At 64.1% G+C, this 24,393-nt stretch carries 22 protein-coding genes; 10 read left to right on the forward strand and 12 right to left on the reverse strand.

All coding sequences use genetic code 11. The annotated features are described in order from the left end of the window. Nucleotide 1: 1 nt before the first annotated feature. The 3 genes from BPHY_RS23680 to BPHY_RS23690 all read left to right on the forward strand — a co-directional run bounded on the left by BPHY_RS23680 (nt 2) and on the right by BPHY_RS23690 (nt 2,997). A complete protein-coding gene (locus tag BPHY_RS23680) occupies nt 2–616 on the forward strand; it encodes a DUF938 domain-containing protein (RefSeq protein WP_012403992.1) in 615 nt (204 codons plus the stop codon). Nucleotides 617–931: 315 nt separating this feature from the next. Then, a complete protein-coding gene (gene gndA / locus BPHY_RS23685; protein ID WP_012403993.1) occupies nt 932–2,341 on the forward strand; it encodes an NADP-dependent phosphogluconate dehydrogenase in 1,410 nt (469 codons plus the stop codon). A 335-nt stretch (nt 2,342–2,676) separates the two neighbouring features. Next, the gene (locus BPHY_RS23690; RefSeq protein WP_012403994.1) at nt 2,677–2,997 is read left to right on the forward strand and encodes a DUF4148 domain-containing protein; all 321 of its coding nucleotides are present in this window, start codon (nt 2,677–2,679) and stop codon (nt 2,995–2,997) included. A gap of 173 nt (nt 2,998–3,170) precedes the next feature. On the opposite strand, the gene BPHY_RS23695 is transcribed toward BPHY_RS23690, so the two are convergent. Both BPHY_RS23695 and BPHY_RS43275 read right to left on the reverse strand, forming a co-directional pair. Next, a complete protein-coding gene (locus tag BPHY_RS23695; protein ID WP_244257759.1) occupies nt 3,171–3,932 on the reverse strand; it encodes a DUF2968 domain-containing protein in 762 nt (253 codons plus the stop codon). Nucleotides 3,933–3,986: 54 nt separating this feature from the next. Further along, nucleotides 3,987–4,307, reverse strand: coding sequence for a hypothetical protein (locus tag BPHY_RS43275; protein ID WP_012403996.1), 321 nt, complete (start codon nt 4,305–4,307; stop codon nt 3,987–3,989). A gap of 239 nt (nt 4,308–4,546) precedes the next feature. On the opposite strand from BPHY_RS43275, the gene BPHY_RS23705 reads away from it, so the two are divergent. Both BPHY_RS23705 and BPHY_RS23710 read left to right on the forward strand, forming a co-directional pair. Continuing rightward, nucleotides 4,547–4,858, forward strand: coding sequence for a cupin domain-containing protein (locus tag BPHY_RS23705; RefSeq protein ID WP_012403997.1), 312 nt, complete (start codon nt 4,547–4,549; stop codon nt 4,856–4,858). Between the two features lie 273 nt (nt 4,859–5,131). Continuing rightward, nucleotides 5,132–5,878, forward strand: a complete 747-nt coding sequence (locus BPHY_RS23710) for a peptidoglycan DD-metalloendopeptidase family protein (protein ID WP_012403998.1) — start codon at nt 5,132–5,134, stop codon at nt 5,876–5,878. A gap of 208 nt (nt 5,879–6,086) precedes the next feature. Here BPHY_RS23710 and BPHY_RS23715 read toward each other — a convergent pair whose 3' ends face one another. Both BPHY_RS23715 and BPHY_RS41875 read right to left on the reverse strand, forming a co-directional pair. Then, complete coding sequence (locus tag BPHY_RS23715; RefSeq protein ID WP_012403999.1) at nt 6,087–7,730, reverse strand: NRAMP family divalent metal transporter; 1,644 nt, start codon at nt 7,728–7,730, stop codon at nt 6,087–6,089. 41 nt (nt 7,731–7,771) lie between these two features. Next, nucleotides 7,772–7,936 (reverse strand): hypothetical protein, encoded by a 165-nt coding sequence (locus BPHY_RS41875; RefSeq protein ID WP_157686679.1) that lies wholly within the window; start codon nt 7,934–7,936, stop codon nt 7,772–7,774. 805 nt (nt 7,937–8,741) lie between these two features. Between BPHY_RS41875 and BPHY_RS23725 the strand changes: the two genes are divergently transcribed. Next, nucleotides 8,742–10,664 (forward strand): potassium transporter Kup, encoded by a 1,923-nt coding sequence (locus BPHY_RS23725; RefSeq protein ID WP_012404001.1) that lies wholly within the window; start codon nt 8,742–8,744, stop codon nt 10,662–10,664. A gap of 305 nt (nt 10,665–10,969) precedes the next feature. Here BPHY_RS23725 and BPHY_RS42625 read toward each other — a convergent pair whose 3' ends face one another. The 7 genes from BPHY_RS42625 to BPHY_RS23755 all read right to left on the reverse strand — a co-directional run bounded on the left by BPHY_RS42625 (nt 10,970) and on the right by BPHY_RS23755 (nt 18,695). Continuing rightward, complete coding sequence (locus BPHY_RS42625; RefSeq protein ID WP_012404002.1) at nt 10,970–11,116, reverse strand: hypothetical protein; 147 nt, start codon at nt 11,114–11,116, stop codon at nt 10,970–10,972. A 144-nt stretch (nt 11,117–11,260) separates the two neighbouring features. Next, complete coding sequence (locus BPHY_RS23730; RefSeq protein WP_012404003.1) at nt 11,261–11,977, reverse strand: PIG-L family deacetylase; 717 nt, start codon at nt 11,975–11,977, stop codon at nt 11,261–11,263. Nucleotides 11,978–12,144: 167 nt separating this feature from the next. Then, nucleotides 12,145–12,732: a nucleotidyltransferase family protein gene (locus tag BPHY_RS23735; protein WP_012404004.1), complete on the reverse strand. Its 588-nt coding sequence runs from the start codon at nt 12,730–12,732 to the stop codon at nt 12,145–12,147. Nucleotides 12,733–13,061: 329 nt separating this feature from the next. Continuing rightward, nucleotides 13,062–15,275: a xanthine dehydrogenase family protein molybdopterin-binding subunit gene (locus BPHY_RS23740; RefSeq protein WP_012404005.1), complete on the reverse strand. Its 2,214-nt coding sequence runs from the start codon at nt 15,273–15,275 to the stop codon at nt 13,062–13,064. Beyond that, complete coding sequence (locus BPHY_RS23745) at nt 15,272–16,282, reverse strand: FAD binding domain-containing protein (protein WP_012404006.1); 1,011 nt, start codon at nt 16,280–16,282, stop codon at nt 15,272–15,274. Before BPHY_RS23745 ends, BPHY_RS23740 begins: the two co-directional genes overlap by 4 nt. 12 nt (nt 16,283–16,294) lie before the next feature. Continuing rightward, nucleotides 16,295–17,074, reverse strand: a complete 780-nt coding sequence (locus tag BPHY_RS23750; RefSeq protein ID WP_012404007.1) for a (2Fe-2S)-binding protein — start codon at nt 17,072–17,074, stop codon at nt 16,295–16,297. Nucleotides 17,075–17,402: 328 nt separating this feature from the next. Beyond that, complete coding sequence (locus BPHY_RS23755; protein ID WP_012404008.1) at nt 17,403–18,695, reverse strand: aspartate carbamoyltransferase; 1,293 nt, start codon at nt 18,693–18,695, stop codon at nt 17,403–17,405. Nucleotides 18,696–19,077: 382 nt separating this feature from the next. Here BPHY_RS23755 and dapA point away from each other — a divergent pair, with 382 nt between their 5' ends. The 4 genes from dapA to BPHY_RS23775 all read left to right on the forward strand — a co-directional run bounded on the left by dapA (nt 19,078) and on the right by BPHY_RS23775 (nt 22,198). Then, nucleotides 19,078–19,941: a 4-hydroxy-tetrahydrodipicolinate synthase gene (gene dapA, locus BPHY_RS23760; protein WP_012404009.1), complete on the forward strand. Its 864-nt coding sequence runs from the start codon at nt 19,078–19,080 to the stop codon at nt 19,939–19,941. Between the two features lie 224 nt (nt 19,942–20,165). Next, the gene (locus BPHY_RS23765; RefSeq protein WP_012404010.1) at nt 20,166–21,350 is read left to right on the forward strand and encodes a M23 family metallopeptidase; all 1,185 of its coding nucleotides are present in this window, start codon (nt 20,166–20,168) and stop codon (nt 21,348–21,350) included. Then, nucleotides 21,343–21,714, forward strand: a complete 372-nt coding sequence (locus BPHY_RS23770) for a hypothetical protein (RefSeq protein ID WP_012404011.1) — start codon at nt 21,343–21,345, stop codon at nt 21,712–21,714. The genes BPHY_RS23765 and BPHY_RS23770 overlap by 8 nt, the downstream gene beginning before the upstream one ends. 37 nt (nt 21,715–21,751) lie before the next feature. Then, a complete protein-coding gene (locus BPHY_RS23775) occupies nt 21,752–22,198 on the forward strand; it encodes a bactofilin family protein (RefSeq protein WP_041764605.1) in 447 nt (148 codons plus the stop codon). Between the two features lie 30 nt (nt 22,199–22,228). Here the strand turns inward: BPHY_RS23775 and BPHY_RS23780 are convergent, their stop codons facing one another. Continuing rightward, nucleotides 22,229–24,298: a putative bifunctional diguanylate cyclase/phosphodiesterase gene (locus tag BPHY_RS23780; protein ID WP_012404013.1), complete on the reverse strand. Its 2,070-nt coding sequence runs from the start codon at nt 24,296–24,298 to the stop codon at nt 22,229–22,231. Between the last annotated feature and the right edge of the window lie 95 nt (nt 24,299–24,393).

The following is a 24,393-nucleotide window of genomic DNA, read 5'->3' on the forward strand; positions in this document are numbered from 1 at the left end:
GATGACTACGCCCGACCCGAAGCTGCGCCAGCACGCGCCCGCCACCGAACGCAACCGCGAGCCGATCCTCGCCGTGCTTGAACGGGTGCTGCCCGCGACGGGCACCGTGCTCGAGATCGCGAGCGGCACGGGGCAGCACGCCGTCCATTTCGCAGCGGCGCTGCCGCAACTCGTCTGGCAGCCGAGCGATCTCGACGAAGAGGCGCGCGCGTCGATTGCCGCATGGACCGCGCATAGCGGCCTTGCCAACGTGCGCGCGCCGCTCGCGCTCGACGTGCGGAACGCGTCGTGGAGCATCGATGCCGCCGACGCCGTCGTCTGCATCAACATGATTCACATCTCGCCGTGGGAATCGGCCCAGGCGCTGATGAGCGGCGCGGGACGGTTGCTGGGGCCGGGCGGCGTGCTGTTTCTGTACGGGCCTTATCGGCGCGGCGGCGCGCATACCGCACCGAGCAACGCCGCGTTCGACGCGCAGCTGCGAAGCCGCAATCCCGCATGGGGCGTACGCGACATGGAAGCCGTGATGGCGCTGGCGGATGCAGCGGGCTTTGACGCAGACGAAGCCGTCGAGATGCCTGCCAATAACTTAAGCCTGGTGTTCAGGAAACGTTAGCCGCGGCGGCGGGTCTGACGCTTGAATCGGCACTGGCCCGGACTGCTTGCACGCCGCCTGTGCGGCGCGTTGGGCGAACTGAGCTCTAGACGAGCGGCAGGACAGCGCAGGCAACGCAGCACGACGCAGCCGGATGAACCCGCAGTGTCGAAAGCCAGCACGCACCGCCCATGCCCGTCATGAGCATGACGGGCGGGGAGTACGCGAGCGGCATCCCGTCATTTCTTTTATTCTTTCATCCTCGACGCTGTGCCTTGATGGTGGGCGCAGCTTCACGACTTACCGCCGCGTTGCGGTGGAATCTGGAGAATTCACATGGGCAAACAGGCAATCGGCGTAGTGGGGCTGGCGGTGATGGGCCGGAATCTGGCGCTGAACATCGAGAGCCGAGGTCACGCGGTATCCGTGTTCAACCGCACCCGCGAGAAAACCGACGAACTGATCGCGGAGTTTCCCGACCGTAAGCTGGTTCCGACCTACACGCTGGAAGAGTTCGTCGCATCGCTGGAAAAGCCGCGACGCATTCTGATGATGGTCAAGGCGGGCGAAGGCACCGACGCGACGATCGCGTCGCTGCGTCCGCTGCTGGAGAAGGGCGATATCCTGATCGACGGCGGCAACACGCATTTCACCGACACGATCCGCCGCAACCAGGAACTCGCGAAATCGGGCCTGCACTTCATCGGCACGGGGGTATCGGGCGGCGAAGAGGGCGCGCTCAAGGGCCCGTCGATCATGCCGGGCGGCCAGCGCGAAGCCTACGACCTCGTCGCGCCGATCCTCACGGAAATCGCCGCGAAGGCGCCGGACGGCGAGCCGTGCGTTGCGTACATGGGTCCGGACGGCGCGGGTCATTTCGTGAAGATGGTGCACAACGGCATCGAATACGGCGATATGCAGCTGATTGCCGAAAGCTACGCGGTGCTCAAGCAGGTGGTCGGCCTGTCGAACGAGGAACTGGGCGCCGTCTACACCGAGTGGAACAAGGGCGAGCTGGACAGCTACCTGATCGAGATCACGTCGAAGATCTTCGACAAGAAGGACGACGAGACGGGCAAGGATCTCGTCGACGTGATCATGGACCGCGCCGCGCAGAAGGGCACGGGCAAATGGACGAGCCAGAATGCGCTCGACCTCGGCGCGCCGCTGCCGCTGATCACGGAAGCCGTGTTCGCGCGCGTGCTGTCGTCGCTGAAGGATCAGCGCGTCGCCGCGAGCAAGGTGCTGGAAGGCCCGGCTGCGAAGCCGTTTTCCGGCGACCGTGCCGCGTTCATCGAAGCCGTGCGCCGCGCGCTGTACTTCAGCAAGGTCATTTCGTATGCACAGGGCTTCGCCCAGCTGCGCGCGGCTTCGGACGAATACAAGTGGGATCTGGATTACGGCACGATCGCGAAGATCTTCCGCGCCGGCTGTATCATCCGCGCCCGTTTCCTGCAGAAGATCACTGATGCCTACACGAAGGACAAGCAGATCGCCAACCTGCTGCTTGATCCGTACTTCCGCGACATCGCGGCGAACTACCAGCAGGCGCTGCGCGACGTCGTGATCGCGGCGACGACGGCGGGCGTGCCCGTGCCGGCGTTCTCGTCGGCGATCGCGTACTTCGATGGTTACCGTTCGGCGCGTCTGCCCGCGAATCTCGTTCAGGCGCAGCGCGACTTCTTCGGTGCGCATACGTTCGAGCGCCTCGACAAGCCGGGCAGCTTTCACGCGAACTGGTCCTGAGGAATCGGCTGACGGATGCCCGTCTATTGCAGGCGGGGTTCGTGAAGGTCAAAACGCCCCGGCACCCGCATCGCGCCGGGGCGTTTTGCTTTGCGCGGTCCGCCGCCCGGGCACGATTGTTTCATTCGGCGCACGAGTTCTGGAGCACAGCGTTGCATTCATCCGACCCAAAACAGGCAGAGCGGTCCTGAAAACCGCGTGATTGTTTCAGTTGCAGCAACATAGTTTCGCCGGATAAGGGATTTCCCTAGGGCGTCGCCTTCCATAAACTTGTATCAACGCTGACGAACACGGTGTTCGAAGCGAACCAAAAAACAAGTTCTCGGAGGTTATCCATGAAAGCCCTGATTTCCGCAGTCGTTCTCGCCGCCGCTGTTGCCGCTCCCGTTGCATCGTTCGCACAGTCGAGCCAGCAGCCATTGACACGCGCTGAAGTTCGCGCCGATCTGGCCCGTCTGGAAAAGGCCGGCTACGACCCGCTGTCCGATCGACAGAACTACCCGAACAACATCCAGGCCGCCGAAGCAAAAGTCCACGCGCAAGACGTCGCGCAAGCCACGGCAACGGGATACGGCGTGCAGACCAACGGCACGTCACAAGCCGGCCGCTCGCTGGCCGATGAGAAGGGCCCGCGTTCGGTATTCTTCGGCAACTAAATTCTCAGCAGCGCAGCAGAGGGCGGTCGAGGTCCGCGAGCTTCAACCGTCGCAGGCATGCAAACAGAGTAAAAAGACGCCCGTCAGGTCGACCCTGACGGGCGTTTTTTTCATTCCCTTTTCGTCCAGCCTGGAAAAAAGACACGCGCAACTGAAGAGATTCGCCCGTCGCATCAGCGCGGAATATGCGGAATCGCTTCGTTGTTCGCGACGTTCAGCTGATGCACCTGGCGATGCGCCTTGTTCAACTGTGCCTGCGCTGCCGTGCGTTGTGCTTCGAGTTGCGCGAGATCCTTGCGCAACTGATGCTGCCTGCCCGTCACGGCCTGATCCTGCTCGGTCGTGCGCTGCAAGCCTTGACGCAGCCGCTCGGCGTGCGCTTCGGCCTCGGTGATCAAACGCTTCAACTGCTCGTTCTGTGCTTCCAGTTGCAGACGGCGCGTCTCGCCGTCTGCAAGCCGTGTGGCCTGTTCCTGCATGTGATGAAAGAGCTGTTTCGCCGTGTTCATGTCGCTCGTGGTGAGCACGCGCCACATGCGGTCGTCCTCGAACAGCGCGACGTAGTATTTCAGTTCTTTTGGATAAAACAGCAGGCTGACGGAATAATCAAAAGTGCGAAACGTATGGAACGTCTTGAGTTCCGCGTCGTTGGCCATGCGTTCTACATCGTTTGCGTCTGCCTGCTGTACGGCGCGCCCATTCGGCGCGGAAGGCGTGACGGGTACCGCATGCAGCGGCGTGACGGGACGCGGGAGCTGGCTCGTGGGCCGCTCATCGATGGTTGCACTCGCATCGCTTTCGCTCGCAGGCGGGTCGTCGAGTCGAGCAGGTTCGGTTTGGCTGGCGGATGGCGCAGAGTGTCGCGGCGGAAAATGAAGGTGCGCCGCTGCACCATTGCCGACGGCGGCGCGGCGCATGTTCAAAAGATTTTTCACGATCGGTCCTCGGTAGGCGGCCGGGAAGCCATCCTCTTCAGGTTTGCAGGCGCATCAGTGCAGCGTGCGTTGCCCGCGTGCGATGTCGTCGAATAACGCACCGTCCGGCTCCAGCGCGAACAACCACGACTGATCGTATTCGCTGAGCGTTTCGAGTGCCTCGCGCAGCTGCTCGAGCGCGACCGCGGGAATTTCGACGCTCGCTTCCACGCCGCTCGACAGGCGGCGCACGCTTGCCAGTTGCACGAGGGCATCGGCGGCCTCGGCGACATCGACAGCAAAGACGAGATGGGCGTTGAGCAGTTCGACCAGCGCGGGCGATGAAGTCATCTCATCGACGTTCAACTGCACGGCAAGAAACAACGCCTTGTTCATGAGACCTCCTCGTTAAACGGAAACGCTGAAGTGGATGAACCGTCGCGCCGCGCACCGGCTTACGGACATGCGCATTTCATTGACTGCGGCAAAGTTCAGTATAGGCGAGCACTCCAGCTATGCAATGGCACGCAAGCCGCATGCAACGGTCATCTCCGGGTAGGTGAGCAAGAGACGTGCATGATCGCGAGCAACACTATAATGAGCAGTCCAACCACCCGTGATTGCGCACGCTTGCCATGAAGATCGTCCGAAGCAGCACTTTTACTGCAGATCGCGCATGGGGCGCGCTCGATATCGCCAATATGAATGGCATCACCACTCGCCTGCACTGGACAGATCAGCCCTACAAGTGGCATGTCAACGATGGCGAGGAAGTATTCGCCGTCTTGCACGGACGCGTGGAGATGCGCTATCGCGAAGCCGGCGTCGAGCATTCGACGGTGCTCGAAACGGGCGATGTGTTCCATGCATCGGTCGGTACCGAGCATGTCGCGCATCCTATAGGCGAGGCGCGCATTCTCGTGATCGAGTCAGAAGGCAGCGTATGATCTTGCGTTATTCACCCACGGCGAAAATTGATTTGGATTGCAAAAAGAATGACACGCACAGTCGTAAAGGGTGTTCAGAGCGCTGTCTTTTCACGACTCGGATGCGCCTGTAAAGAAACATGTAAGGCCCGTGGGGTTCACGTTTGCCGGCCGTCATTTTCCCGTCCGGCGACCGAGGCATAATATTTGCACTGCATATCCCGCTACACGTTCAAACGACGGGCAGCCAAGCCAAGCGCCGTTCCGTCCCACACCGCGTCGAGGGCCACAAAAATGACAGTAAAACGGCAATACGTCGTCACGCAGGCTTTGATCTCGCTCGCCGTCGCGAGCATGCTCGGCGCGTGCACCACGTACCCGTGGGAACCGCAGCAGGCTTCCGCGCCCGCCTACCGGACGACTCCCGGCGGCGCCGCCGCCAGCGGCGTGCCCGCCGGGTTCTATCGGGTGAATCCGGGCGATACGCTGCAAAGCATTGCGGGTGCGTACGGCCAGCGCACGCAGGATCTCGCGGTGTGGAACGGGCTGACGGTATCGTCGCCCGTCGCGCCCGGCCAGTTGCTGCGCGTCGGGCCGCCCACCTACGCCCAGACCACGCCCGTGCCGACACCCGTGCCTTCTACCACGGCCGTTCAACCCGGACCGGCTGCCCAGCCGCAGATCGTGCTGGCGTGGCCGCTGCGCGGACCGATTCTCAAGACGTTCGTGCCGGGCAAGTCGAAAGGCATCGTGATCGGCGGACGTCCCGGCGATCAGGTGCGCGCCGCCGCGACGGGGCGCGTGGTCTACGCGGGCACGGGCATCGAGGCATATGGGCCGCTCGTCATCATCAAGCACGACGACACGCTGATCACGGCCTACGGCCAGAACAGCCGGCTGCTGGTGCAGGAAGGCGACGCCGTCACGCAAGGTCAGCCGGTTGGTGAAGTGGGCACGGACAGCAATGGTGTGCCGTCCATTCAATTCGAAGTGCGCAAGGACGGCAAGCCGGTCGATCCGCTGACGTGGCTGCCGCATTGATCGGCGTCATTCCGAGGAATTCGACAGGTGCGCGTGGAAGCCGATCCACGTCCCATCAACCGCAATGCAACGCCGATCGCGTTCGCTGCTGCCTTGCATTGCGTCGGCAGAAACCTGCACCGTGGATCGGCGGCGATCCTGTGCCACTACAGTTCGCGTCTTGGTATCGGGACGGTTTCAAAGTCACGTGAGAGTGTTCTGACCCGGCTCAGGTCAATGCGAGTTGCACGACCTTCACGATCACGAGCGCAACGGCCACCACCAGATAGCCGCGTAGCGCGCCCATCCAGATGCGCCGCGACAGCGTCATCACCGGCCTCGGCAGCGTGTCGAGCGGCGGCGTGCGCCACATCGTGCGCTCGGCCTTGCCGATCGCAGGTACGCTTTCCGTCACGGGCGCGCCGCGCAGACGGCGCAGTGCGCTCGCCGCCACGAGTGCGACCACGGCGAGCAGCGTGCCGCCCGCCAGGATGTCGATGATCGCCTGGCCGCTGATGTCGGGATACACCACCGACGCCGTCAGCACGACAGACAGCAGCACCAGCGCCCAGACGACGGCGCCCGTGAACAGATTCAGGCGCTTCGAGTTGACCCACGGCCCGAGCACGGCGCGATCGTTGCACAGCAGAAGCAGGAACACGGTTGCGCTCGGCAGCAGCACGCCCGCGAGCGTCTGCACGGCTTCCGTCAGCAGACCGAGCGGGCTGCCCGGAATCAGCACCAGGCCCGCCGCAGCGGCGACGATTCCGAAGTACACGAGATAGAAGCCCTTCGCGTCGGCGACACCGCGATGCAGCGAATGACGGATCTTGAACACATCGCCGATCGCATAAGCCGTCGACAGCGACACAGCCGCCGCGCCGATGATGCACGCGTCGATCAGCGCAATCGCGAACAGTACGGCAGGCGTACGTCCCGCATATTTTTCGAGCCCGGCGATCACGCCGCCTGCATCGGTGAACTGGCCGAACTCCGGCTTGCCGCCGAACAGCGCGGCGCTGAACGAGATCATCGCGATCGCGCCGATCAGCACGAACACGATGCCGATCCACAGGTCGGCCTTCTCATACTTCATGAAGCGCGGCGTAATTCGCTTGTCGATCACATAGCTTTGCTGAAAGAACAGCTGCCACGGCGCGACCGTCGTGCCGACGATGCCGATCACGAGCAGCATCACGTCCGAGAGTTTCGCGTGCGCGGGCCATGCGGGTATGAACAGATGATGCGTCATCTGCGAAACGGGCGGATGAATTGTCACGAGCACGGGCACGAGCAGCAGGCTCAGCAGGCACAGCACGATCGCAAAGCGCTCGAAGCGCTTGAAGTCGCCGGTACTCACGGCGGCCATCGTCAACGCGGCCGCGATGCACACGCCCGCCACCTTCGACACGCCGAAGAAGTCGAGCACAAAGGTAATGCCGATGAACTCGGTGACGATCGTCAACGCGTTGAGGATGAACAGGTCGATCACGCTGAACGCGCCCCAGAACTTGCCGAAGCGTTCGAAGATCAGGCGCGCGTGACCGACGCCCGTGACGGCGCCGAGGCGCAGCACCATCTCCTGGTTCACGTACAGCACGGGCACGAGCAGCAGCAGCGTCCACAACAACGTCGTGCTGTAGTTCTGTCCCGCTTGCGTATAGGTGCCGAAGGCGCCCGCGTCGTTGTCGCCGACCATCACGATGAGGCCGGGGCCGACGATTGCCAGCAGCGTGCGCAGACGCGCGCCCCAGCTGTTGCGCGGCGCCGTGTCGTGATGCGCGATCGTGCCGAGCGCGCCGCGGATGTCGCCGACATGCGCGTCGTCGAGAACGGCGGGGCGCGTCGGCAGGGCTTGCGGTGGCGTTGCCATTGTTATTCTCCCTTGAACGGATATAGCTTGAATGATTTCCGTTATGCCGCGCTGCGCTTTCCCAGCAGGGCGGCGGCGATGCGATGCAGCGTGTCGGCGAGCGTCGCGTGTGCGAGGCGTCGCTCGTGTTTCAGCGAAAGCAACGCGTCGTAGTGCGCGCGTGCTTCGCGGGTTTGAGGCAAGGTCGAAAGGAGCAGGAAGTGCATATCGGTTCTCCAGCACGAGGGCTCGTGCGTGCGAGGCGGCAAGCGCCGGAGAATCGATGGAATCGAATAGCCGTTTGCTTGCGGTGCCTCAGTTCGTCAAAGGCATGTTCGGGTTTAACGGATGACTGTCACTGTCGGGCATGGTGGCTCCCGGTTGATGGGTAAAACGCATCGCCATTTGCGATACGCACGTCTATGGGGTGCGTGGCCACGGACGTATCGACTTTCGCGACGGCAAGCGGCGTGGCGATGGCATCAGCGCACATACGCCTGTCAGGGCGCCATCGTACGCACGGGTACGCCCACGCCGGCGCGCGAAACGGCGCCGCGATCGCGGCTGCGTATCACGCGCGGACGCGCTGCGCACTCACGGCGTTCAAACCGATAGCGCTAAACAGGATGCACGAAGGATGAAACTGCGACGCGCACCGTCTGCCTGCTGGCAAGACGGCGGCTAAATGAGGAAGGCGCGGACGTCTTGCCGTTCAGGCGGCGAAACTGTTCGAAAACGTACTACTGCAACTGTCCAAGGCAACGCCCCTCAAATTTCGAGATATGAGAATTCTATGCCCGTACGCGGACTCTCGTCAATGCACTTTCTTAAGCAGAACCGAGATATGTGAGCCAACGCACATCGGCTGCCGCCAACCTGCGCATGCGTTCGCTGCGCTTTTCGCGCGCCTCTTTCTATACTGGATTGAGCCGCGAGTACAGGTCGCGCGCCGTGCAAACGTCCGACCATTCATCCGGCTTTCAGATCGCCCGCCAATAGTCAACGATCACATGGCGATCACTGGAGGCAGACATGAGCCTGTCAGCCGCGCATCCCGGCGCTGATCCGATTGGCGCGCCTGCGCCGCACAAGCCGGCGCTCCGTTCGCTGGCGCTTGCCGCGCTGGGTGTGGTCTATGGCGATATCGGCACGAGTCCGCTGTACACGTTGCAGACCGTATTCGAGCCGTCGAGCGGACTGCCGCTCACGCCGTTGAACGTGATCGGCATCGTGTCGCTGATTTTCTGGTCGCTCACCATCGTCGTGTCGCTCAAGTACGTGGCGCTGATTCTGCGTGCGAACAATCACGGCGAGGGCGGGATCATGGCGCTGCTCGCGCTGGCCGCTTCGTCGGTCGCGGATCGGCCGCGGTTGAGGCATGCGCTGCTGATCGTCGGCGTAATGGGCGCGTCGCTGTTTTACGGCGACAGCATCATCACGCCCGCCATCTCCGTGCTGAGCGCGGTGGAAGGGCTGGAAGTGGCCGCGCCGTTTCTCAAGACCTGCGTGATACCCGTCACGCTCATCGCGCTCGTCACGCTGTTCGTGATGCAAAAGCATGGCACGTCGGGCATCGGCGCGGTGTTCGGGCCCGTGATGGTCGTGTGGTTTGCAGTGCTGGCCGTCACGGGCGTGACGAACGTGGTCGCCGCGCCCGCGATTCTCGCGGCGCTCGATCCGCTCGCCGGCCTCGCGTTCTGCCTGCGTCACGAGTGGCTCGCGTTAGTCGCGCTGGGTGCCGTCGTGCTGTCGCTGACGGGCGCGGAGGCGCTCTATGCTGACATGGGCCACTTCGGCGCGCGGCCGATCCGTCTCACGTGGTTTGCGCTCGTTTTCCCCGCGCTCGCGCTGAACTACCTTGGCCAGGGCGCGCTGCTGATTTCGAATCCCGCCGCGTTGAAGAACCCGTTCTACCTGCTCTTTCCGCAATGGGCGCTGTATCCGATGATCGTGCTCGCGACGGTCGCGACGGTGATCGCATCGCAAGCCGTGATCTCCGGCACTTACTCGATGACGAAGCAGGCGATGCAACTCGGCTTCCTGCCGCGCATGAACGTCGTGTACACGTCCGAGAAAGAAATCGGCCAGATCTACGTACCGGGCATCAACTGGACGCTGCTCGCCGCCGTGGTCGCGGCCGTGCTCGGCTTCGGTTCGTCGACGGCGCTCGGTTCGGCATACGGCATCGCGGTGACGGGCACGATGCTGATCACGACGCTGCTGACCTTCTTCGTCGTGCGCTATGCGTGGCATTACAACTGGGCGCTGTGCGTGTTCGCGACCGCTTTCTTTTTCGCGATCGACGCGACGTTCTTTTCGGCGAACTTGCTGAAGATCGTCGAAGGCGGCTGGTTCCCGCTGACGATCGGCTTCGTGGTTTTCACGATCATGGCGACGTGGGGCCGGGGCTGGGAAATCATGCTGGCCGAAGCGCGCGTGCGCGCGGGCACGATGCCGCTCAAGACGTATCTGGAGAAGCTGGTGGCGCGCGATCCCGTGCGTGTCGGCGGCACGGCGATTTTTCTCACACCGAGCCCGGACAGCGTGCCGCACGCGCTGGTCAACAACCTGATCCACAACCATGTGCTGCATAAACGCGTGGTATTCCTCACCGTGATCAGCGACGAGATACCGTGGGTCGCGGAGCAGGACCGCGTCAGCCTGAAGACCGTGTGCGAGGGCTGTTATCAGCTCACCATCCGCTATGGTTTCAAAGACGAGGTCGATCTGCCGAAAGCACTTGCCTCGGCGAAATCGCTCGGTCTCGAGGTCGAACCGGACGAGGCGTCGTACTTCCTTAGCCGTGCGACCGTCGTGCCGACTCCGGGTGCGGGCATGGCGATGTGGCGCGAGCGGCTCTTCGCGGTGATGCTGCACAACGTCGGCAATGTGGCGGCGTATTTCAAGCTGCCTGCCAATCGTGTGATCGAGGTGGGGGCGCGGGTGGAAATCTGAGGCGTGGGTTATCCCGTGTCCGTTTGCATTCGATGACTTGCCCGCCTATACGTGCGTGCATGCCGCATGCTCGGGCGCAGGCCGTTGAGCGACGACGCATCCCGCGACGCAGCCATACGCCTGCGTCGCGGCCGCGGCTAGCGCGGCCGGATCGTCGCCGTGCACGGCGCGCATCGAGCGCCGTCAGTCAGTGCGCAACGCACGTGACGCGGTGGACGCGGCGGCGCGCGCACGCCGGACAGTCAGCCGATCGCGTTCGAATGAATGCTGCGCCTGCGGCGCACCGGCGGACCGTCACCGAAGCGTCACTGCATGACGGGGTCCTTGTCGGGCGGCGCTTCGGGGCGCTGCGGCTCGTCGTTGTGATGACCGGGCGACGGCGGCGTGAGGGGATCGCCCTCGGGGTCGCGCGTCGGATCGGCGTGCGGGTCGGGAATCGGACTGGTGTGCATGGTGTGACCTCGTGGCGATGGCTGATATTGCAACGGGCGGGGGACGCATTGCGCTGTTCTGATGGCAAGCTACGACGCGTCCTGCTTTCATTAGCGTAGGCGATGCCCGCGAAGGCTGCTGGCTCGATCGCCTGCGACAGCTGTTCAATGTCCCGGCTGGCGCGTCTGTTTCCGGTCGACTGTGAGGCGCCAGTAGCGCTCGTGGGCGAACACGTCATCGCAGCCGTGCGGCCCGAACGCGCGCAGCTGGCTTTCGTAAGCGGACACGGCCTCGCGCTTCAACAAAGCCTGGCGCTCGCGGTCGAGCGCGTGATCGGCCGATGGGCTCGCCGGTGTCGCGACGATGCCCCGTCCAGCCAGATCGATGAGACGCTGCTGCACCAGCCCTGGCATGGGCCGGTAAATCGCTTCTTCGTACGCGAACCATTGCAGGTGCGACAGACGCGGCAGGATCTCGCAGCAGGCGTTGAACACGCGCGCATGATCGTCGTGGAACAGGCCGAGGGGCATTAGCAGCGTATTGGCCGTCGAAGCGTAGATCGCTTCTTCCAGCGCGGCGGCGAGCTTGCCGATCGACGGCGAGTCGCCGTATTGCGCGTCGCGAAACGGCAGCCGCACGGGGATAGCGTCGAGCACGGACAGCGCGTTGTTATCTTCGATCGTGCGCGCGTGGATCGCTTCGCAGGCGCTCGCGAAGCCTGCCTTTTGGTCCCAGTCGGTCTGCATGTCATGCTCCGGAGGCGCGGCGAACACGGTGCAAATGGCTGCATCGGGGTGCGCGGCGAGCAGCGCGCCGCAACTGAAGACGGCGTCGTCGAAATGCGGCGACACGATGAAAAGACGCGGGCTGGTTTCGCTCATGAGATCCTGGGCTGAATGCGGAATGAGTCGTCCGGCGGGAGGCGGTGTGCGCGGCGCGTGACGTTGGCGCACTGCACCGTGGACAGCTTAGACCATCGAGGCGAAGCATGCTTAGCCGTTTCGCGGCGCCGCAGCAGCGTGCAAGCTGCGTGCCCGGCGTGCGGCGCCTAGACGGTGCGCAAATCGTCGGGCGTATCGACGTCGCTGAGCACGCCCTTGTCGTCGACGTCGATTCGCGTGACCGTGTGAGTGGCGAAGAGGGCGCGCGCGCCGGTGTCGCCGTCGAGTGCGATCAGCGCGTCGCGGTGTTCGATGCCGAAGCCGACGGGATGGCCGCGTTGTCCCTGGTAGTAGGGCGCGACGATCGACGCGCCGTCATCGACCGCGCGAGCGACGGCTTCGATGGTCGGCAGGGCGATGCGCGGCATGTCGGCCAGGGCGACGATCCAGCCGTCCGAGTCGCTGCTTGCTTCGATGCCGGCGGCGAGACTTGCGCCCATGCCGCGCTGGGCGTCGCCGGAGAAGATCACATGACAGCCGGCGTCGTTGAGCTCGCGGGCGAGCAGTTCGGAGCCGGGGCGCACGATCGCGATCACATGAGGCACCACGAGCAGCAGACGGTGTGCGGATTCGCGAGCGACGGGCGTGCCGTCGGGCAGGCGGGCGAGAAGCTTGTTATGGATGCCTTCCGGGTCGAAGCGCGATCCGTAGCCGGCGGCGAGCAACACGCCGGTGGCGAGCGAGGCGTAGGCCATTTGCGGCACCAGAAGGAGGGAGTAGGGGAATTGTGCGGTGCAACCGGGAAAGTGTGCAAGGGGCTTGGTGGCGCGGTGTTGCCGGTTTCTGTTTTTTTGGTTTTGTGGTTTTGGTTTCGCTTTCGCTTTCGTTTTCGCTTTCGCTGGCATCCGCGTGATGTCGTCTTGCTTCATGCGTTGCCCCGCACAGGGGCAACGCCAGCGAACCAGAGGCATAACACGGATGCGAGCAGCAAAGGCAAAAGGAAAAGCGAAACACTAAACCCGGCACTGCGCCGCCGCAGGTACACAAACCTGAAACGGCGAAGCCCACGCCAAGAAGGACAAAATCAAACGAGAACCTTATCCAGAGTAACAGGCAAATCCCGAACCCTCACGCCGGTGGCGTGATAAACCGCATTTCCGATAGCGGCAACAACGCCAGTGATGCCAATCTCCCCGATGCCTCGGGAGCCAAGCGAATTGATGAAAGGATCAGGCTCATCGAGCACGACAACATCGAGAGCCCCGACATCGGCATTAACCGGCACGTGATACTCCGCCAGATTCGCATTGATAAACCGCCCATACTGCGGATCGAGCAGCGTCTCCTCCTCGAGAGCCGCGCCGATGCCCCAGACCAGACCGCCCATCAGCTGGCTGCGGGCGGTCTTCACATTGAGCACCGTCCCGACGTTATAAACGGCAGTCATCTTCGCGACGCGAATCGTGCCGAGGTCCGCGTCGACGTGTACTTCCGCGAACACCGCGCCCCACGAATGAAACGAGTAGCGCTGCTTTTCGTCGCCCGGTTTCGTGCTGGCCGCGGCCTCGACAGGCTGCCCGCCTGCGCGCGCGAGAACGGCTGCAATGGGATCGCGCTTCGCAGCGTCAGACCGGTTCGTCACCCAGCCGTTCTGCACGATCACATCAGCGGGCGCCAGGCCGAATACCGGCGAGTCATGGTCAGCCAGCGCCATCGCGACGACCTTGCCGCGCACCTGTTCACATGCATCGCGCACGGCAGGCGACACGCTCGCGACCGACTGCGAGCCGCCCGACACGGGCGCCTTCGGCAGCGACGAATCGCCGAGCCCGAAGCGGATGTTCTCCGGCGCGATGCCGAGCGCGTCCGACGCGACCTGCGTCATCACCGTATACGTCCCCGTGCCGATGTCCTGCGTACCCGATACGACCATCGCCGTGCCGTCGGGCAGAATGCGCGCCAGCGCCGCGGCTTCGCTGCGATTGGCGGGGTACGTGGCCGTGCCCATGCCCAGGCCGATCAGCGCATTGCCGTCGCGCATCGAACGCGGCTCGGGCTTGCGGCGCGACCAGCCGAAACGCTCCGCGCCAACGCGATAACACTGACGCAAAGCCTTGCTCGACCACGGCTTGTTTTCCTGCGGATCGCTTTCCGCATAGTTCTTCAGACGCAGTGCAAGCGGGTCGATCTTCAGTTGATACGACAGCTCGTCCATCGCCGTTTCGAGCGCCCATGACCCCGTCGTTTCGCCCGGCGCGCGCATGAAGGTCGGCGTACCGACGTTCAGCTGCACGAGGCGATGCGTGGTCACCTGGTTCGGCACCGCGTACATCATCCGCGTGACCATGCAGCAGGTCTCCGTCCAGTCCTCGATCATCGACGTGTTCGAGATGCTGTCATGTCGCATCGCGGTGAGCGTGCCGTCGCGCTTCGCGGCGATCACCATGCGCTGTTCGGTGAGCGGCCGGCCGCCGACGGGCCCGAACATCTGCGGACGCTCCAGCGCGAGCCGCACGGGACGCCCCGTCTGCTTCGCAGCCATCGCGCACAGCACCACGTGCGACCACGCCGAGCCCTTGCAGCCGAAGCCGCCGCCGACGAACGGCGAGATCACGCGCACATCGTCGGGCGTCATGCCGAGCGTCTTCGCGACAGCCGTGCGCGTTCCCGTCACACCCTGAGTCGAATCGTAGAGCGTCAGCTGCGGACCATCCCAGACGGCCATCGTCGCGTGCGGCTCCATCGGGTTGTGATGCTCCATCGGCGTCGTATAGACGGCGTCGACACGCACGGCGCCCGCCGCGAGTCCCGCTTCATAGTCGCCGCGCGAGGTGTCGGTCTGCCGGCCTTGCGGCTTGTCGGGCGCATGCGCGCCTGCTTTGACCCGGGCGAAATCGAGCGCGGGCGGCTGGGCCGCGTAAGTCACGCGCAACTGGCGCGCGGCATCCGTCGCATGTTCAAGCGTGTCGGCGACGACGATAGCGATCGGCTCGTTGCTGTAGTGGATCTGGTTGTCCTGCAACAGCGACAGATGCCTGCCGGCTGGCGGCGCGAGTGCGGGGCGTCCGTTGTTCGGCAGACGCGGCGCGTTCTGATACGTCATCACGAGCAGTACGCCGGGCAAGGCCGACGCCCGGCTCGTATCGATCGATGCAATCGAGCCGTGAGCAATCGTGCTCGTCACCAGCACGCCATGCGCGAGACGCGCCTGCGGAAACTCGGCCGCGTAGCGCGCTTCGCCCGTGACCTTCAGCAGACCATCGGTGCGGTCCAGCGGATATCCAACGATCGTGCTCATGCGAAACCTCCCACACTGCTCGCGCCGAGCGCCGCCTGGCTTACCGCGCGCACGATCGCGTTCTGCGCGAGGCGCACCTTGAACGCGTTTTCACGCAGCGGCCTTGCGTCGTTCAACGCGGCATTCGCCGCGTTGCGCAGCGTCGCGCTATCGAGCGGCTTGCCCGTTATCATCTGTTCGGCCGCCGTCGCGCGCCACGGCTTGTGCGCGACGCCGCCCAGCGCGATGCGCGCGCTGCGCACGGTGTTGCCGTCCATCTGCAAGGCGGCTGCAACCGACACCAGCGCGAATGCATAACTCGCGCGGTCGCGGACCTTCAGGTAATGCGCGTGCTCGCTGTAGACGGGCGGCGGCAGATCGACGGCCGTAATCAGCTCGCCGGGGCGCAGCGTCGTGTCGAGATCGGCGCGCTCGTCCGGCAAGCGATGAAATTCACCGAACGCAATCACGCGCTCGCCTTGCGGGCCGCTCACGCGCACGTTTGCATCGAGTGCCGCGAGTGCGACGCTCATGTCCGACGGATTCACGGCGATGCATTGCGTGCTCGCGCCAAGGATCGCGTGCATGCGGTTATGGCCGTTGATCGCGGCGCAGCCGCTGCCCGGTTCGCGCTTGTTGCAGGCGGTGAACGCGATGTCATAGAAATACGGGCAGCGCGTGCGCTGCATCAGATTGCCCCCGACGGTCGCCATATTGCGCAACTGCGCCGACGCGCCTGCAACCAGCGCCTGCGTCAGCAGCGGATAGCGCTCGCGCACCAGCGCATGATTCGCCGCATCGCTGTTGCGCACCAGCGCGCCGATTCGCAACCCGCCATCGGGCAGCGTCGACACGGCATCGAGTCCTGGTATGCGCGTGATATCGACGAGCTTCACGGGCCGCGTCACGCCGCCCTTCATCAGATCCAGCAGATTGGTGCCGCCGCCGATGAACATCGTGCCCGGCTGCTGCGCGGCGCGGAGGGCGCCCGCGAGGTCGGCGGCGCGTTCGTAGGAGATCGCTTCCATGATGGTGTCCCGTTACGCGACGTCGCCCGTCTTGATGACGAACGTCGTATAGGTGTCGCCCGTGCCGCTGCCCACCGTACCACGATGCGCGGACTGCACGGCCGCGACGATGTTCGCATAGGCTCCGCAGCGGCAGATGTTGCCGCTCATGCGTTCGCGGATTTCTTCGTCCGAGAGTTGCGGCGGACGGCGCCGAACGTCCGCTGTGACCGTACTGGCCGCGCCGGCGTCGAATTCCGACAGTAAAGCCGTCGCCGAACAGATTTGCCCCGGCGTACAGTAGCCGCACTGGAACGCGTCCTGTTCGATGAACGCGCGCTGCACGGGGTTCAGCGTGCCGTTGCTTGCGAGTCCTTCGATCGTCGTGATCCTGTCGCCTTCGTGCATGACGGCGAGTGTCAGACATGAGTTGATGCGGCGTCCGTTCGCGAGCACCGTGCATGCGCCGCATTGTCCGCGGTCGCAGCCTTTCTTCGTGCCCATGAGGCCGGCGTATTCGCGCAGCGCGTCGAGCAGCGTCACGCGCGGTTCGAGGTGCAGCGCGTAATCGCGCCCATTGATGTTGAGCTTGACGGGGCGCGCCGGCACCGTTGCGCGTGCAACCGGTTGTTGCTGCGGCGCTTGAGCTTGCGCATGAGCGCGGGGCGCTGCGCCCACGGCTGCTGCCGCCGCCGCCGATTGCAAGAAGCGGCGCCGCGCGGCGCTGGAAGGCGTGGCGTCATGCTCGTCGTGACGGTGGGTGTCCGTGGCGTGTTGCGAGCGCGAATCCTGACAGTCGATGTGGTGGGACATGATGTTCTGTTTGCTCCGTAGAAGATCGATGCAAGCGTGCGCCGCATCGCGGCCGAAGCGGGCGGACGGTGCATGCAAGCCTTGTCGTCGAGCAATTTCGATGCCGCTCGTGCGAAACATCAATGGACGCGCACGCGTGGCTGCGAGTCTTCATCGTGGCACACCAGGCGTGGCGCAGCCGTGACGCTTAGATGGCGCGAAGATGGCGCCACGCTGTCGGCGGCGCCCTGTTTGGATCGCTCGAACGGAGCATCAAATAAAAAACGCGCGTCGAAGCTCGACGCGCGTTTTACCTGAAGCTGGCTGCTGTGACGGGTGCTCGAGCCGGTCAGTCGATGCCGTGAAACACGGCGTCGTCCGGACCGAGATACGCAGGCGGGCGCCACGCGGCATCGCGCATCGAATGCTGGACCAGCTTCTCGACGCCGAGCAACACCGCGAAGATCGCCATTCGTACGGGGATGCCGTTGTCCGTCTGACGGAAGATCGCGAGGCGCGAATCGTGGTTCAGGTCGGTGCTCAGATCGTTTGCGCCGGGGCGGCTGTCGCGCGGCAGCGGGTGCATGATCAGCGTGTCCGCGCCGCACACGGTGTCGACGAGCGCCTGGTTGATCTGGAAGTCGGGCGTGTAGCCTTCGAACGATTCGTCGGCGAAGCGCTCTTTCTGGATGCGCGTCGCATAGACGACGTCCGCGCCGCGCAGGCCGTTGGCGAGATCGTGGCTCTGCTCGACCACATGGCCGTTGCGCGAAATCTGCTCGACGATGTATGCGGGCATTTCGAGAGAAGGCGGCGAAATGAGCGTGAACTTGATGCCGCGATAGAGCGCGAGCAGCTTGACCAGCGAATGCACGGTGCGCCCGTATTTCAGATCGCCGACCAGCGCGATATGCGCGCCGTCGACGATCTTGCCGAGGCGCGAGAATTCGCGCTGGATCGTGTACAGGTCGAGCAGCGCCTGGCTCGGGTGCTCGCCGGGGCCGTCGCCGCCGTTGATCACAGGAATGTTGGTCGCCCGCGCGAATTCGGCCACCGAGCCCTGTTCCGGGTGGCGGATCACGAGGGCGTCGACGTAGCCGGACATCACGCGGCTCGTGTCGTAGATCGACTCGCCCTTCGCCATCGACGAAAACGTGAAGCCCGTCGTGTCGCACACCGAGCCGCCCAGACGGCAGAACGCCGCGCCGAAGCTCACGCGGGTACGCGTGCTGGCTTCGAAAAACAGGTTGCCGAGCACCGCCCCTTCGAGCACGCGCGAGATTTTCCGGCGGCGCGCGATCGGCTGCATGATGTCCGCGACGCGAAACAGCGCTTCGACGGCGTCGCGCGAGAACTGGTCGACGGACAGCAACTGCGGCTTGCCCTCGAACATCATCTGGCTGGCGAGCGACTGCGAATCTACGCTTTGCGTATGTTTTTCGGCGGGTGCGCCGTTGACGACGATTTCCGACACAAAGCGCTCGACGATTTCCGGCATTGCGCGCGACTCCTGCGAATCATCGGGCAGCAGCCACGTGTCGAGCGCGCGCTTGGACACACCGATGCGCGTCGCGAAGCCGTCGCGCGTGAGATTCAGACGCCGCATCGCGTCACGGAGAAAAGCTTGTTGCGGGACGCTCATGGGGCTGCCTCATTTCGGTCAGGTGAATCGGTTGATATACGCGGTGCGTATATTAAATCGCCCGGCGAGGAAGTCAAGGAATTTCTCTCGCGCTGCGCTGCGTGCATGTCTGATCTCGAAAAGGTCCATTTCCGGTTACACTGCCCGACATGGAAAGCGGCTCGATCCTCCTTCGTCGTGTAGAAACCGGCCTGCACTCGCTGGCCGCGCCGGCACGCGTCGCTTCCAAAGCCAAAAAACAGTTGCTCATCTGACCGGAGCTGCTGTTCCGTCAGATTTGCGACGGAACAGTCTTATCCAGCCCGGTTCTCGAAACGCCCGCTCCGATACTACTTCCTCGCTGCTGAACGGTTCTCATACGGTCGCGTTCGAGGTGTTAGTCATGTCCAATTTTTCGGGTATCTGGATTCCCCTTGTCACGCCGTTTTCCAACGACGGCACCGTCGACCACGCCGCACTGCGTCGCCTGATTGCGCGCTATGCCGATGCCGATGTCGCGGGTGTCGTCGCGCTCGGTACGACGGGCGAGCCGTCCGCGCTCGATGCCGCCGAACAGGAGGCCGTGCTCGCGACCACACTCGATGCCGCGCGTGGCGCATTGCCCGTGATCGTCGGTGTGTCGGGCAACAATGCCCGCAGCATGCGCGAGCGCGTGCTGCGCCTGAACACGTTGCCGCTTGCGGGCCTGCTGATATCCGCGCCTTACTACGTGCGGCCTTCTCAAGCTGGCATTGCCCATCACTTCACGATGCTCGCCGATGCCAGCGAACAGCCTGTCGTGCTGTACGACATTCCCGCACGCACGGGCGTGCGCATCGAATTGGACACGTTGCTGTCGCTCGCCGCGCATCCGCGCATTCAGGCGATCAAGGACTGCGCGGGTTCGCTCGATATCACGCATGCGCTGATTCTCGACGGACGGCTGCAGGTGCTGGCTGGCGACGACGCGCGCATCTTCGACACGCTGTGCATGGGCGGCAGCGGTGCGATCGCGGCGTCGGCACACATCTGGCCAGAGCGCTTCGTCGCGCTCGATCGCGAGTTGAAGGCGGGGAATCTTGCCGAGGGACGTGCGCTGTTCCATGCGCTCCTGCCGCTGATCCGCGCGTTGACGTCCGAATCGAATCCCTCGCCCGTGAAGGCCGCGCTCGCGGCGCAAGGCATGCTCGCAGGCGTGCTGCGCGCGCCCATGACGCAAGCAAGCGAAACGTTGCAGGCGCGCTTGCAGCACATGCTCTTGATGTAAAGCGCTTACGACGAATCCGAGACCGTCCAATTTGAGATGCGGCTCTGGGGAGTGGCGTGATAATGCGCGCCACCCTTTTTCCGACATCCACGAGATCGATTCGTCCTCCTGCGTATGCTGGTTCATTGTTACTTTGTGTTGTCCGCCGGGCGCATGCGGACATTTGCAGTACGCGGCCGATGCATGCGGCAGCATCGCGCGATCGCGACAAAGGGCGGCTGCTGATGTCGCCGATCTGGGGAACCGGCAAGAATCTGACGAACGGCTCGGTGCGCTTCGTCACGCGGCGCACGGCGCTCATGATCGCCGCCTGTGCTGCCTGCGGCGGCGCGCTGCTGGCGCTGGTGGCGGGCATCGCGATCGGCCGCGATCATCCGAAGCTCGAAGTGGCGGGCGAGCGCGGCGACGACCGAGTCAGGCGCGACTACACGATCACGGAACTCGGCAGACTGAATGCGGCCATCGAGCAGATGGATCCGCGGCTGACCCGGCTCGCGTCGCAAGTAGCGACGCTGCACGACTTCGAGACGCGCCTGAAGACGATCAAGACCTTGCCGCGCCCTGTGTTCCCGCCGTCCGTCCTGCCTACGAGCGACGTGCTCGGCGGCGACGCGGGCGACGATGTGGTCGATGGCATGCCGAAAAGAGCGCAGGCGGCCGCACTGCCGGTCCAGCGGGGCGCGCAGCCCGCGGCCGATGAGAAACGCGATTCGTCCGGCAAGTCCGCCGACAAGGACAACAAGGACGATAAGCACGATAAGGACGATAAGGACGATAGGGAAAGCGACAAGCCCAAAGGCAAGGCCAGCGACAAGGCCGGCGAAACGTCGGCGGAAGACGCCGAAGGCGGACCGTCGCTCCCGCCGCGCCGCTGCAACGAAGCGGTGGCGCATCCTGCACGCGATGCCGGCGCGGTTCACGAACGGATCGCGTGTCTCGCCGCAACGCTTTCGGCGCTTGAGCAAGAGGTCACGTTGCACGTCGCGAACTGGGAGGCGTTTCCGGGCCGCATGCCCGTCGATGGCGCGCGCTTCGGCTCGCCGTTCGGCAATCGCTTCGACCCGTTCACGCATCGTCTGAGTTTTCATCCCGGCGTCGATCTTGTCGCGACGACGGGCACGCCGATTCTCGCTGCTGCGGGCGGCCGCGTGATTCACGCCGGGCCGCAGGGCGGCTACGGCAATGCCGTCGAGATCGACCACGGCAACGGCCTGATCACCCGCTACGGGCACGCATCGAAGATCGTCGTGCAGGAAGGCGATCTCGTGCTTTCGCATCAACATATCGCCGACGTCGGCTCGACGGGCCGTTCGACGGGACCGCATCTGCATTTCGAAGTGCTCGTCAACGGCGTGCCCGTCGATCCCACCGACTATCTCGCACTTTTCATGGAGCCATCGCATGGCTGATTTTCTTCGCCTGCGACGCGCGAGCGCCCGGTCCGTCACGCGAGGCACGTATGCATTGCGCCCCGTGCGTTCGAGCGCAATGCGCGTCGCGACGTGGATGTCGGTGTGCGTGGCGTGCGCCGCGGCGGGCGCCGCAGCGATGCACGGCTACGCGACGCGCGTGACGTCGGACAGCATGCCGTGCGCGGCGGTGCCCTCGCATGACGGACTGGACGACGCACTGGCGCGCACGCAGCTTGCGCTGAGGCAGGAAGCGGCATCGCGCGCCAGCGTACAGCGCTCCGCCGACGCGCTCACCGCCGAAGTGCGCGAGCTCCAGGCGCACGTGCTGTTTCTGCAAGCGCAAAGCCGCTCGCGCCGCTGAGATGCGCGGCATGTTTCAACTTCACTCGATACGGACTATGTTCAGCAAGAAGAAGTCACCCTCCGTCTCCCGGAACAAGCTGGCGACGCTCATTGCACACGATGTGCAGCTTACCGGCGACCTTGAGTTCAGCGACGGCCTGCGCATGGATGGCCAGGTGAAAGGCAACGTCACGGGCAAGCCGGGATGCGAGACGCTGCTGGTGCTGAGCGATCGCGGCTCGATTACGGGCAACGTGTACGGCTACGACGTGATCGTCAATGGGCGTATCGCGGGCGACGTGATCGCCGATCACTTCGTCGAATTGCAGGAAAACGCACGTATCACGGGCAACATTTACTATCAGCAATTGCGGATGGATGTGGGCGCGTCGGTGGATGGCAAGCTGACGCGTCGCGATGCGCTGCCCGCTGCCGCGAGTCCGCATATCGAGCCCGACTCGTTCGCGCTGCAAAGCCCGGACGAGTCGGGCGCCGGGCACTGATCCCGTGAACGGGTCGCGCAACAGCGTGGTTCAGGCCGCGGTCACGCGTGCCTGGAGCAGCTCGCTGAAGGCGTCGGCCGTGAGCGGCCTGCCCAGTAGAAAGCCTTGCATCTCGTCGCATTGCAGGTCTTTGAGCTTGTCGAGTTGCGAGGCGGTTTCGACGCCTTCCGCCACCACATCCATTTCCAGCGAGTGCGCGAGCGCGATGATCGCCTGCACGATCGCGCTGCCTTCGTGGCCATCGGCATCGAGCCCGTTCGTGAAGAATCGGTCGATCTTCAGTTGCTTCACGCGGAAGCGTTGCAGATAGGCGAGGCTCGAATAGCCGGTGCCGAAGTCGTCGATCGAAATCTCGAAGCCGCTGGCCTGGAACTCGCGGATCATTTCCGTCGTTTTGGCCGCGTCCTGCATCGCCACCGTTTCGGTGATCTCGAACATGACCTGGCTGCAATCGACGCCTTCCGCATGCACGATCTCCAGCGTCTTCGCGACGAGATCCGGTTGCGTCATCTGGCGCGGCGACAGGTTGATCGCGACTTTCATCGACGGCAATCCGGACGCTTCCCAGCGGCGGATCTGGCGGCACGTTTCGCGCACGACCCAATACCCGATCTGCACGATCTGCCCCGAGCGTTCGGCGATCGGAATGAAGTCCATCGGCGCGAGCGCGCCGATCTCCGGATGATTCAGTCGGATCAGCGCTTCCGCGCCCGCGACCTCGCCGCTGTCGCCGCGAAACTTCGGCTGGAAGTGCAGTGAGAAATAGCCCTTGCCGAGCGCCTCGTGCAGCGCGCTCTGGATCTTGAGCGTGCGCATCGCAGCTTCGTTCATGTGCGCTTCGAAGAACCGGTAAGTGCTGCGGCCGCCGCGCTTCGCTTCGTACATCGCGGCGTCGGCATGCTTGAGCAGTTCGTCGACGGAATGGCCGTCCTGTGGATACAGCGCAATGCCGATGCTCGGCATGACCTGCAGCGTCTGGCTCTGCGTCTCGATGCCCTTGCGCATCCGGTCGAGCACCGCTTCTGCCATCTTCTGCGCGTCCTGCGGCGCACCGAGGCTTTCGGCCAGCACGACGAACTCGTCGCCGCCCAGGCGCGCGACGGTATCGACGTTACGCACGCATTGCCGCAGGCTGTGCGAGAACGACTTCAGCACTTCGTCGCCGAACGCGTGGCCGAGCGAGTCGTTGATTGTCTTGAAGCCGTCGAGATCCATGAACAGGATCGCGAAGCCGCGGCCGTTGAGCTTCGACGTGCGAATCGCGTGCTCGATGCGCTCAGTCAGTGTGACGCGGTTCGGCAGATTGGTGAGCGTGTCGTAGGTGGCAAGACGCACGATCTGGTTGTTCAGCAGCGACACCGAACCGGCAAGGAACGTAGTGCGCGCATCGAAGCGCGACAGGATCAGCGTGACGATCAGAATCGCGAACGTGAACAGGAGAATGGTCGTCGCGAGCCATTGCGCGTTGACGCCACGCGCAGCGCCGCAGATGGAGCCGGGCTGGAAGTCGGCGGCGGCCATGCCCGTATAGTGCATGCCCGTGATCGCGAGGCCCATCACGCATGCTGCGCCGAGGCGCTTGAGCAGCACGCGATGCTGGTTCGAGTCGCGCAGCGTGTGGGCGATCCACAGCGCCGCGATCGACGCCGCGATGGCAATCGCGATCGATGCGGCGAAGAGGCCCGGACGATACCGGATACCGGGCTCCATCCGCATCGCGGCCATGCCCGTGTAGTGCATGCCCGCAATGCCGAAGCCCATCAGCACGCCGCCCGTGACCAGACGCTTGATGGGAAGCGTCGGACGCGCCACCTGGTGGAGCGCGAAGTACGACACGATCATCGCGATGCCGAGTGAGCAGCCGGTGATCGCTAAGTCGTAGCCGAGCGGAATCGGCAGCGAGAATGCGAGCATGCCGATGAAGTGCATCGACCAGACGCCCGTACCCATTGCTGCTGCGCCGCCTGCGAGCCAAAGGTGGCGCAGCCGTGCCGATGCCATTGTCGAAATACGTCCGGCCAGGTCGAGCGCCGTGTACGAAGCGAGTGTTGCGACGGCGAGCGACACGACAACCAGACCCAGATTGTAAGTGCTCTGCATGTCAGTTCCGTCGCGAGAGGAAGTTCCCTCAAATGGTTATCGGCAGCCTCATTAAAATATTGAGCGATTTTTGAAAGGGGCGATTCAAAAGATTA

The sequence above is a fragment of the Paraburkholderia phymatum STM815 genome (assembly GCF_000020045.1).
In the GTDB taxonomy this organism is placed as follows: Bacteria; Pseudomonadota; Gammaproteobacteria; order Burkholderiales; family Burkholderiaceae; genus Paraburkholderia; species Paraburkholderia phymatum.